This is a genomic window from Mammaliicoccus sp. J-M41 (genome assembly GCF_022385935.1).
Classification (GTDB): domain Bacteria; phylum Bacillota; class Bacilli; order Staphylococcales; family Staphylococcaceae; genus Mammaliicoccus; species Mammaliicoccus sciuri_A.
The window spans coordinates 1-9887 of record NZ_JAJNIR010000053.1 but is presented as its reverse complement, the minus strand read 5'-3'; the positions used below and the strand labels follow the sequence as shown (position 1 = coordinate 9887).

The 9887-nt window shown below is 28.9% G+C and carries 12 protein-coding genes and 2 pseudogenes; 7 read left to right on the top strand and 7 right to left on the bottom strand.

The window, feature by feature from the left end; translation table 11 throughout:
* Nucleotides 1-113 precede the first annotated feature (113 nt).
* Genes LQ686_RS13515 through pgaC form a run of 4 tightly spaced genes read right to left on the bottom strand, consistent with a single transcriptional unit; the run spans nt 114 to nt 3513 of the window.
* Nucleotides 114-1154, bottom strand: a complete 1041-nt coding sequence (locus LQ686_RS13515) for an acyltransferase family protein (RefSeq protein WP_021286102.1) — start codon at nt 1152-1154, stop codon at nt 114-116.
* Complete coding sequence (icaB, locus tag LQ686_RS13510) at nt 1147-2013, bottom strand: intercellular adhesin biosynthesis polysaccharide N-deacetylase (RefSeq protein WP_031864178.1); 867 nt, start codon at nt 2011-2013, stop codon at nt 1147-1149. The genes LQ686_RS13515 and icaB overlap by 8 nt, the downstream gene beginning before the upstream one ends.
* A complete protein-coding gene (gene icaD / locus LQ686_RS13505; RefSeq protein ID WP_049955591.1) occupies nt 2000-2317 on the bottom strand; it encodes an intracellular adhesion protein IcaD in 318 nt (105 codons plus the stop codon). The genes icaB and icaD overlap by 14 nt, the downstream gene beginning before the upstream one ends.
* The gene (pgaC, locus tag LQ686_RS13500; protein WP_031864177.1) at nt 2281-3513 is read right to left on the bottom strand and encodes a poly-beta-1,6-N-acetyl-D-glucosamine synthase; all 1233 of its coding nucleotides are present in this window, start codon (nt 3511-3513) and stop codon (nt 2281-2283) included. The genes icaD and pgaC overlap by 37 nt, the downstream gene beginning before the upstream one ends.
* Nucleotides 3514-3673: 160 nt before the next feature.
* Here pgaC and LQ686_RS13495 point away from each other — a divergent pair, with 160 nt between their 5' ends.
* Both LQ686_RS13495 and LQ686_RS13490 read left to right on the top strand, forming a co-directional pair.
* The gene (locus LQ686_RS13495; RefSeq protein ID WP_031864176.1) at nt 3674-4246 is read left to right on the top strand and encodes a TetR/AcrR family transcriptional regulator; all 573 of its coding nucleotides are present in this window, start codon (nt 3674-3676) and stop codon (nt 4244-4246) included.
* Nucleotides 4247-4511: 265 nt separating this feature from the next.
* Nucleotides 4512-4673: a hypothetical protein gene (locus LQ686_RS13490; RefSeq protein WP_158191245.1), complete on the top strand. Its 162-nt coding sequence runs from the start codon at nt 4512-4514 to the stop codon at nt 4671-4673.
* 56 nt (nt 4674-4729) lie between these two features.
* On the opposite strand, the gene LQ686_RS14235 is transcribed toward LQ686_RS13490, so the two are convergent.
* Entirely contained in the window at nt 4730-4858 is a 129-nt protein-coding gene (locus LQ686_RS14235; RefSeq protein ID WP_263476497.1) for a hypothetical protein, read from the bottom strand.
* A 103-nt stretch (nt 4859-4961) separates the two neighbouring features.
* Here LQ686_RS14235 and LQ686_RS14390 point away from each other — a divergent pair, with 103 nt between their 5' ends.
* The 3 genes and pseudogenes from LQ686_RS14390 (at nt 4962) to LQ686_RS13480 (ending at nt 5643) form a co-directional block, all read left to right on the top strand.
* On the top strand, nt 4962-5063 hold the full coding sequence (locus LQ686_RS14390; protein ID WP_044466898.1) for an IS6 family transposase: 102 nt from the start codon (nt 4962-4964) through the stop codon (nt 5061-5063).
* Nucleotides 5053-5247 (top strand): annotated as a pseudogene (locus tag LQ686_RS13485) (DDE-type integrase/transposase/recombinase); the annotation flags it as partial. The gene LQ686_RS14390 and the pseudogene LQ686_RS13485, both read left to right, overlap by 11 nt.
* A gap of 240 nt (nt 5248-5487) precedes the next feature.
* The gene (locus tag LQ686_RS13480) at nt 5488-5643 is read left to right on the top strand and encodes a hypothetical protein (RefSeq protein ID WP_181037951.1); all 156 of its coding nucleotides are present in this window, start codon (nt 5488-5490) and stop codon (nt 5641-5643) included.
* A gap of 105 nt (nt 5644-5748) precedes the next feature.
* Here LQ686_RS13480 and LQ686_RS13475 read toward each other — a convergent pair whose 3' ends face one another.
* Nucleotides 5749-6303 carry a recombinase family protein gene (locus LQ686_RS13475; RefSeq protein ID WP_031864197.1) on the bottom strand — a complete coding sequence of 185 codons (555 nt, stop codon included), beginning with the start codon at nt 6301-6303 and terminating at the stop codon, nt 5749-5751.
* A gap of 346 nt (nt 6304-6649) precedes the next feature.
* Nucleotides 6650-7372 (bottom strand): DUF536 domain-containing protein, encoded by a 723-nt coding sequence (locus LQ686_RS13470; RefSeq protein WP_021286096.1) that lies wholly within the window; start codon nt 7370-7372, stop codon nt 6650-6652.
* 414 nt (nt 7373-7786) lie between these two features.
* On the opposite strand from LQ686_RS13470, the gene LQ686_RS13465 reads away from it, so the two are divergent.
* Nucleotides 7787-8743, top strand: coding sequence for a replication initiator protein A (locus LQ686_RS13465; protein ID WP_021286095.1), 957 nt, complete (start codon nt 7787-7789; stop codon nt 8741-8743).
* 14 nt (nt 8744-8757) lie between these two features.
* Nucleotides 8758-8902, top strand: a pseudogene (locus tag LQ686_RS14385) (protein rep); the annotation flags it as partial.
* Between the last annotated feature and the right edge of the window lie 985 nt (nt 8903-9887).

The following is a 9887-nucleotide window of genomic DNA, read 5'->3' as shown; positions in this document are numbered from 1 at the left end:
CATGCCACGAAATTAGCATCATGCTAGCAAGTTAAGCGAACACTGACATGATAAATTAGTGGTTAGCTATATTTTTTTACTTTGCAACAGACCCCCCTTTTTTATATAGATATTTATTTGTTGTAAGGTTGTCTGCCCATTACGAATTTAAAAATTTGAAATTCTCTTAATAAAATTCCAATCCCGAGACAACATCCCACAATAAACAATAATGATATTGGAATAAAGATGAATGTTTGTTCTTCAAATATACTTGTATATTGGAACATATATTCCAATATAATCGGATGTAATAAATAAACGAAAAATGAATATCTACTAATCAATTCAACAGAACTAAACATAAATTCATCAAACTGTGTGCTAAAGTTAATTAAAATTAAAAATGCAAAAGTGATATATAATAAAATGCGATAGTCCATACTACTAACCATCCAATAATCATGTTCTCCTACAAATACAAAAGCTATGTATGCAGCGATAGCTAAAAATACAATTAAAGCGATGTATTTCGATACGAAAGCTTTAATAGCTTGATAATTATGACCTACGTAAGAACCTAAAAAGTAATAAAACAACCAACCAATTATAAATGTTTCAGGACTAAATGGATAATAGTGACTTATAAATTCTCTAACAGATTCAACATTTTGGTAACTATACAAATAGATTGTATTAATTATGAACGAAATGACAAGACTCCATTTTGAAAAAAGTATTTTAGCGTTTATCCGATATATGATCCAATTTAGCAAGAAGAACTGAATAATGATTACAATAAAGTAGCCATACCAATTACCTTGAATAACATTTTCTGTATATTGCGTTAAGAATGAATCATTTAATTTAAGTGTTTCAGAATAGCTATAGAATGCACCCATAATTAAGTAAGGTAATAATATATATTTTAGTCGTGTTCTTAAATAGCCTGTTTTTAATTTATCATTATAATTGAGTGTCGTTAATAGTTGAGACAATATAATAAATGAAGGTGTCCCGATAATTAAGATCATTCTGATCCAATATAAGACTTGTAATTGTAAATTATCAGGTTCATTTGTGTTTGTAAACTCGGTAAAAACATGTGTTAGTACAATTAATAAACATAAAAATGTTCTTAAATATATAAATTCAATATATCTTCCTTTACTCATGATTAAATCCTTCCCATTTCTTAACAAGCTTGTTAAAAGCATCATCACTTACCATAACTCTTGGAATATAAAAATTATCACTATCTGGAACAACTGCTTTTTCTTCCAATGTAAATCCATACTTGATTGATGTATCTTGATCAAGTTGTTTAATTAATTTATCGTTTGCTTGACCGTATGGATATGCGATCGCTTGTTCATTTCCATCTAGTTCATCTTTAATATAGTTCGTACTTTTATCGATATCCTGTTTAATGTTCCCCTTTTCAGCATATGATACTAATTTTGATTTTTCTTTTTTCATAGTATGCATATCATGTGTATGCGAAGCAAAATCCCATAGACCACTATTCTTCATTTCGAGTAATTCTTTTTTAGGCGACATAGGAATATTATGAAAATCAGGGTCACCCACATGATCCGTTATTACAAACCCAGTTCCTTGCACATCGTATTTTTTCATAATTGGAAAGGCATTTTCATAAATACTTTGATCCATATCATCAAAATTTAACCATACACAATTTTTAGGGAACTTACCTTTTTCTTTGTAATGAATGAATTCATCTAAAGATAAAAATTGAGCATTCTTTTCTTTTAACCATTTAATATGAGATTCGAATTGCGTGTCAGTGACACTATAAATTTTTAATTCTTTACTATTCGAGAATGATGATAGCAATTTATCTATCCATGTGTCTTCTCGTACGCGGTGATAGTTTAATGCAAGACATCCATTTTTCTCGCCACCTAGTGTTTTTTGTTTCTTAGCAAGTGCTGATTGATCACTAGAAATGAACATGAATAATATCAAAGCTATCATCATCGACCACTTAAGACTTAACTTAATAATACTCATGTGGTACAGCTCTCTTTCTTCTAACGTTGAATAGAAACGTAATCATCAGATATACTGCAATGATGATTGACCCAATCACAAAATAATTAAAAATCGAGACAATATCACCTTTCTCAAGATTCAATATTACTCTTACAATTTGTATAAAATGATTATCTATCGGTAATAACGAACCTACCATTACAAATAATACTGTTATGCAATATAGCCATAATATTGATGATGCTATAAATACGATTGACTCTCTAAAAATATTTAAATTTGATTCTACTCTTTTATGTTCCCTCTGTCTGGACTTGTCCATGTAGCAAACTCTCCTTTTTTTCTTTTAAGTGCTTTTGGAAATGCAACAACGACGACAATCGCATTGATTAACCAATAGAAAGTTGGGTACCAACTTAAAAATATGAGAAATAAATTGTTTTTTCTTTCATATCTACTGTCAATCAATAAAGAAATAGTAAATTGAATAATGTTAATAAACGTCAGTAAGAATGCTGATATTAAAAAGATATTTAATTGATAATTATAGAAGTAGTAATCAAAGAAGTTTAATCGAAGTAGTGTGTAACATAAGATAACAACTATGCCATATACCCATATTACAGAAAGAATTTGTTCAATAAATAACAACCATAATGAAACGTTTCTTACTTTAAACATGTTCTTAAAATCTCTTAAAATCACTTCATGTCCACCTTGGGACCATCTTACCCTTTGTTTCCATAACCCCTTAAATGTTTCAGGAACAAGCATCCAACATAATGCTCTCGGTTCATATTTTATTTTGTATCCTGATAAATGAAACTTCCATGACACGGCAATATCTTCAGTAATCATGTCCGTATCCCAATATTGATTCTTCTCTAGTGCTTTTTTATTAAATAATGTAAACACACCAGATATCGTATTAACAAATCCGTTAATCGTTTGTGCTCTCTTTATACTGCCTATCATACTTGCATATTCGATTGTTTGAATTTTCCCTAGTAAAGTAGATTTATTTCTAATACGCGGGTTCCCTGTTACTGCTCCGATTGTTGGATCATCAACCAAACTTTCCACCATATAATACGGTGCATCATCGTCGATAATCGTATCTGCATCCACACACATCAAATATGGATATTGAGCATATTGAGCTGCAACATTTAACGCATTTGCTTTACCCCTATTTTCCTCTAAATTAATAAACTTAATTTTGTACATTTGTTTAAGTCTTAATAATTCTGCCTTAGTATGATCTGAACTCCCATCATTAACAGCAATAATTTCTTTGATTGGGTATGAGAGGTCATTTAAATTCTTAATCGTGTCTGCAATGGTACGCGCTTCGTTGTAACAAGCGATAATAAATGAAATCCCTTCTTGCGGTTGATAGTTAATATGCTTAGCTTTCAACTTTCTTTCAATAAAAACATAGTAAATCAAAGTTCCGATTATCCAAAAAATTGACATAGCTATTGGATAAACGATAAAAAACATTAATAAAATTTCCATAATTTTCTCCCTAACGAACGGTAGTTTGTAAAAATAGTATATCATTTTCAGAGAAAAAGGCAATGCGTTATTTATTGTGTGAAATGTAAACGTTTTTACGAGTGATTTTTTGTGCTATTTCCTGTATAGTTATTCATAGGTAGTAAAGGAGGCAAATGAAGTGAATAATACATCTGAGAAACTCATCCATATAAGTATGAGAAGCTTTTCTGAAATGGGCTATTATGGAACATCACTAAATAATATTGCCAATGAACTAGGAATAAAAAAGGCAAGTTTATATAACTATTTCAATAGTAAAGATGAATTGTATGAACAATGTATTGAAAGATGTATGAATAAAGGTATGAAATTAATCGAAAGTATAGATACACAAGCTCATAATGCTCATGAAGAACTCCTAAAGTTTTTTCAAGAATATATATATGATTCATCGTGTTTAGTAAAATTCTACATTCAATTATCATTTGCACCATCTAACTTTACAGAGATGATTTTAGAGCACAATAAAAAACTTGAAATCGTGTTTAACAGTAAATTAGTAGATATCCATAAAAATAATGAATTCAATGTTAATCGCGATGATTTTATTTTATTTATTAATATGTTTGTATACGGATGGCTTTATAGAAGATCATTTATACAAAATAACGTAACACCTGACAAGATTATAAAAGAATTTGATCAACATATTAAGATATTAACGAATCAGTCAAACGCTGATAATTCATAAAACCTATAATGACACGCCATAAAAATCAATATATGTCGTGTTTTTTATATGGAGATATCATTTATAAAAATTTCCGTAAAACAATTTATAGATATACTTCAACGGTTTACTAAACCTATTCTTTTTTCGTATAAATTGTTGTAAAAAAATAACATAATAGTTATCATTTTGTTTATCCAATATTTTAATTACTTTTTTGTTATAAATTTACTTTTTTGGGTATTACATATATAGCTATACTAGAGAAAGAGGTAGAACCATGGTTATGAACAACAGGAAAGGCTATTATGAAGATATCAGTGATGATTTGTTGTATGTTTCACAATCTATTAGCCAAAAAATCTCATCTGAAGATTTTAATTTATCAGATGAGAAAGAGATTATTAAAGACATTCTAGAAAAGTTGGAATCCCAATCCTCAGAATAATACGCTATATACCGTCATAACGACTGCTCAGACAATCAAGGCAATCGTTATGATTTTTATTTTTTTATATTTAAATATCCTTTAATCAAAGGTACTTCTTGATTAATCAATGCTTCTTGAGTCATATCAGTTGCATGTTCACCCCAAAATGACAAAGCAGAACCTTTAACATTTTGACTTCTCACTTCATTGTAAGGATTCTTATTATAATAAAATTTATTATAAGCATATGGGTTCTGTTGCAAAGTTGAATTTATAGTATAATTTTAACAAAAAGGAGTCTTCTGTATGAACTATTTCAGATATAAACAATTTAACAAGGATGTTATCACTGTAGCCGTTGGCTACTATCTAAGATATGCATTGAGTTATCGTGATATATCTGAATAACCTCATTGAGCAAGATCACCGTCATATTAAAGTAAGAAAGACAAGGTATCAAAGTATCAATACAGCAAAGAATACTTTAAAAGGTATTGAATGTATTTACGCTTTATATAAAAAGAACCGCAGGTCTCTTCAGATCTACGGATTTTCGCCATGCCACGAAATTAGCATCATGCTAGCAAGTTAAGCGAACACTGACATGATAAATTAGTGGTTAGCTATATTTTTTTACTTTGCAACAGAACCCCTTAAAATATACTCAGAGCGTAAGCGAAAGTAGTAGCGACAGCTATTAACTTTCGGTTGCAAAGCTCTTAGGATTTTTAACGGTCGCAGCGCATCACACTCAAAAAGGAAATTGGAATAAATAGTTTGGGTAATGACTAAATAATATATTATAAAAAAATATAGAGAAGGAGGATTAAGGATGAATGTAGATAGAATATTAGCGATTGTTTTAATTTTTATCGGTTTAGTATTTTTTGTTTTAACACTTATTTATCCTAGTGAATTTAGAATAGGTGCTATTGTAGCTTCTTTTATCATGGCATTTCTATTTTGGAGAAAATCGAAGAATTTGTAGTTGAAAGTGAAAGGAATAATTATGATATTTGACTAGCGGTTTTGACTTTAGAAACGAGCGATTTTTGAGCGAGTTTCTACCTTTACTTGGATGCGTGGGGGGATACTACGACTCCTCCTTAACAATCCTGTAGACTGTAGAACGACTTACACCTGTTTTTTCAGCAATCTCTTCGCCTGTGAGTTTTTGTTCATCATACAAGAACTTGATTTCTCTTTTTTTGTGGTCAGGTAATGAAGGACGACCGCCCTTTCTTCCTCTTGCTCTTGCAGCTTCTAAACCTTTTTTCGTACGTTCACTTAGTAAGTTAGCTTCTAATTCTGCAAATGCACTCATCATGGTAAAGAACATCTTGCCCATCGCGTCTTTCGTTGACACATTCATATCTATAATATGTAAATCAATGTTATTTTCTTCAAACCATTGAGATAACTCAATTAATTGTTTGGTTGTACGGCCTAATCTATCTAATTTGTAGATAACTAAAATATCGCCTTCTCGTAAATAATCTAAACACTTATCAAGTTCTGTTCTTTTGGTTTTACGACCACTTGCTTTCTCGCTAAAGATACGTTCACAACCATATTTCTCAAGTGTATCAATCTGTCCATCAAGACTTTGATCTTGTGTTGATACACGTGCATAACCAATTTTAGCCATTTTAATTTCTCCTTTTGAATGCTTTTATGACACCTTATCTATATAATATGCTTCTCGAGACAAATGAGAAGACTTATTTAAGTCTATAAACTCGTATACTTTAATCTTTATGATACGTTGATTATAACACAAGTTTTGATACTTAAATATACAAGAAAAAACCTCTTAAATTTGAATTAAGAGGTTTTGTATCAAAAACGATCGTTTATAACGCAATCATGATGAGAGTATTAATACAGTTAATTATTTGAAATACTTTAGTTTACATAATAGCTGATTTTATCAGAAGTTCTATCCACATAAAAAGCACGACAAGTTCATGAACTTGTCGTGCTTTTTAATATAATTAGTTACCAAACAAACGACTCCAAAATCCTTTTTTAGATGGCTGCTCCACCTCATTATTAGTCTCACTTTCTTGTTCTTTAGCTCGTTTCTCTTCCTCTGTAGTAACTTTTTTTATATCTTCATCCTTATTCTCTCCAGATATAACACTATAATCCGTTGTTTGATTTTCCTCTTGTTGTTGGTTAGTATTTTTAGGTTCTTCAGTAAAATCGGCTTCTTGTGCATTAATATTTTCTCTATCATTAGTCACTTTATCAAAAGAGTAATTAAGCTGTCTTTCTTCTTCTAATTGATTCTCTAACTTTTGAATTTTTTTATTACTTTCTAATGCTAATACTTGTTGATTTTCAAGCAATTTTGACCTTTCTTGCAACTCTTTTCTGTAAAATTCAATTGTTGTTTCATGACGACTTTCTTGTCTTTCAATTTGATCATTTAAAGTATCAATCTGTTTTTTAAGGATTTCTACTATTTGAGCATTACTTTTGGATTCAACATTATTATCTGACTCTTTTTTTTGTTTGTCTTCTGCAGTACTTTCAAAACCATATTTCTTTTTATTTTCATTTACCCTTTGAATAATTTTTTCTATATCCGTATCTTCTTTAATAAAGGAAGTATTTTCCTGTTTCAATGTCTCTATATTCAATCGTTTAATGTTATTAAAAATTGTTTGCTTACTAACCCCTAATTCTTCACTTAAGATTTTCACACTTTTCATATAATCAACCCTTTATAAAATGTTTATCAACCCTTTATGCTATATTATAAACTTATGATGTTTTATATTCAAAGTTATAAAAGATGAAATGATTTTATTTCGTCAAAGGTTTGTCAAAGGTTTATAGTCATTGACAAACCTTTATCAACCCTTGACAAATTCTTGTTTTCTCCTTTTATAACCTTGTTTAAAGTGCTATAATAGTCTTAACACATTAAAAACCCCAACTACTGGTAATAGTCGGGGTTTGGTAATAAAACGTTGCGGCACGTTTGTTTAATATCAATTTTATACTTGTATTATATAATGAATGACACCTTAGTGCAAGAACTTAAATCGTTAAATAAATGTAAAGCTATATAAAAGCGTTTTATTACCTCTTACCATACTAAAATTCGGAAAGAGGTTTTTATTATGTCAAATTTCAAAAGAATTACAATACAAGAATTTGAACAAGAAAGATTTTATAAACTTTATAAATTTTTATTTGAAGATGAATATTTTAGAAAACTTAGTGATTCTTCAAAAATTGCCTACTGTATGTTTAGAGATCGTTTTGAATTATCTAAAATGAATAACTGGATTGATGAAAATGGGAATGTATATTTAATATTTACTACTAAAGATTTATGTGAACTTTTAAATTGCGGAACTCAAAAAGTAACTAAAATTAAAAAGGAATTAGAAAATTTTAATTTATTAGAACAAGAAAGAATAGGTTTAAACAAACCTAATAAGATATATATATTAGAACCAAAAAAGCCTTCCAAAACCAGTAACAACAAGGAATTTCGAAAATCAAAATTCCAGAATAGTGAAAATCAAAATTCAAGAGTTTTGAAAATCAAAAAACAAGAATTTCGAAAATCAAAATCTAATGATACTAACTTAAATAATACTGATTATATAAAGACTAAGAATAATGATATGAATGACTTGAATGATATAGCGGCTAAAAATAAAATAAGCAATCATTCAAATCACACAAATCAATTTTCAAATAATTTGGATGATAAAGATTATAAAGAAATTCTATTACAAGAATTCCCAGATCAATTAACGAATTATTTATTAAATTATGATTATAGAGATTTAGAAATGATAAAAGCTATTATTCTTAAAGCCAAAAAATCGTTTAACTCAAATCACGATGATACGTATTATATGTTAGAACATATTGAAGATGAAATATTAATATCTTTAAAAAGAGTTAAAAAAGCGATACATGATAGAGGTGTTAAAGGTCAAAAAGAAACGCTCAGTTCGATGCAAGGGTATTTAATGAAAACGATTTTAAGTGAACTTGAAGAACGCTATTCAGCCGATATGAGAAGACAAAATATGGCGAAATATAATATTTTTAATCAGTAAATCGTGAATGATTTGAAAAAGGTTTACACCGAAAACGTATGTTGAGTTATGGTGGTTTGCTTAAACAAAAACATAAAATTTTAAATTTAGACGATGCTGAAGATGGCAATTTGGAATTTCGAAAAACAAAATTATTATTTAAAAAATGCGAAACGTTAGCTCAAAAGCTAGCGTTTTTTTATGCCTTTTGCCTCTGCAGGAAATATAGCGTTCAACCGTCATGGTTGACCAGTTTTTATGCCAATTTTTAAATTTGCATGTAAATGGGCAGTGTCTTAAAAATCGACACTGGTTTTTAGAAAAAATCATTTTGTGAAATCAAAATATATTTATTTGGCTCATATTTGCCTTTTAAGAGCATATATCAGTTTTTGGATATAAAACTATATGATTTACCCCTAATTCTTTAAAATGCCCCCTTAAAATTCAAAATAAAGCATGTATGAGAATGTATAAAGTCAAAAAATAAAGTTGATTATAGAATCTATAAGCTGTTTTTTAGAATCTATCAGAATCTATAATTTTATAAACGTTGATATAAGTGACTTGTAAAGAATCTGAATACAAGTTCTGACGATGCCGGGAAACTTTTATACAGGTTATACATTTTAAAAGTGGATCATGTGGCTTAGTTGTATGATTTGTTTGGTTTTAACATGGCTTAAAAGAAATGTATAAAGCATAAGAAGACACCTCAGCTATGCTGAGTGACACGTAGTGGCATTGTGTCCCCTTATGCTCTTAGTAGAGAATCTGAAAAGAATTTAAAAACATCAAAATACGTAGTGAGCAATGTATAAAAATATAAATAAAAGTAATAAAAAAGCTAGTTATAAAAAGAGTATTTTATGTGGGGGAATAGCTGTTATATGTGTTTTAGTTTTGCTTATTACAGTTAATATATCTTAGCTTTTTGAAATAAGTTTCTCTCTTTTGGATTTAGAAGTTTTTAATATTGATTTTTGTATTGCTGTTATTGTTTTAGTAATTTATGTTTTTGTTAAAACTTTAATTAAAATAAAGATATAAAAAACACCCTAATTTTAGGGTGTTTCAGACTGTGGACAAACTGAACTTAAATTTATAAGTTCAGTTTGTTTTTTTATATGGATTAATATTTTCCACTAAAATCATGATTAAACTA

Excerpts from the sequence above, each read along its gene's own strand:
- icaD (WP_049955591.1), bottom strand. The coding sequence starts at position 2,317 with ATGGACAAGTCCAGACAGAGGGAACATAAAAGAGTAGAATCAAATTTA.
- LQ686_RS14390 (WP_044466898.1), top strand. The coding sequence starts at position 4,962 with ATGAACTATTTCAGATATAAACAATTTAACAAGGATGTTATCACTGTA.
- LQ686_RS13490 (WP_158191245.1), top strand. The coding sequence starts at position 4,512 with ATGAACAACAGGAAAGGCTATTATGAAGATATCAGTGATGATTTGTTG.
- LQ686_RS13515 (WP_021286102.1), bottom strand. The coding sequence starts at position 1,154 with ATGAGTAAAGGAAGATATATTGAATTTATATATTTAAGAACATTTTTA.
- LQ686_RS13480 (WP_181037951.1), top strand. The coding sequence starts at position 5,488 with ATGAATGTAGATAGAATATTAGCGATTGTTTTAATTTTTATCGGTTTA.
- LQ686_RS13470 (WP_021286096.1), bottom strand. The coding sequence starts at position 7,372 with ATGAAAAGTGTGAAAATCTTAAGTGAAGAATTAGGGGTTAGTAAGCAA.
- LQ686_RS13475 (WP_031864197.1), bottom strand. The coding sequence starts at position 6,303 with ATGGCTAAAATTGGTTATGCACGTGTATCAACACAAGATCAAAGTCTT.
- icaB (WP_031864178.1), bottom strand. The coding sequence starts at position 2,013 with ATGAGTATTATTAAGTTAAGTCTTAAGTGGTCGATGATGATAGCTTTG.
- LQ686_RS13465 (WP_021286095.1), top strand. The coding sequence starts at position 7,787 with ATGTCAAATTTCAAAAGAATTACAATACAAGAATTTGAACAAGAAAGA.
- pgaC (WP_031864177.1), bottom strand. The coding sequence starts at position 3,513 with ATGGAAATTTTATTAATGTTTTTTATCGTTTATCCAATAGCTATGTCA.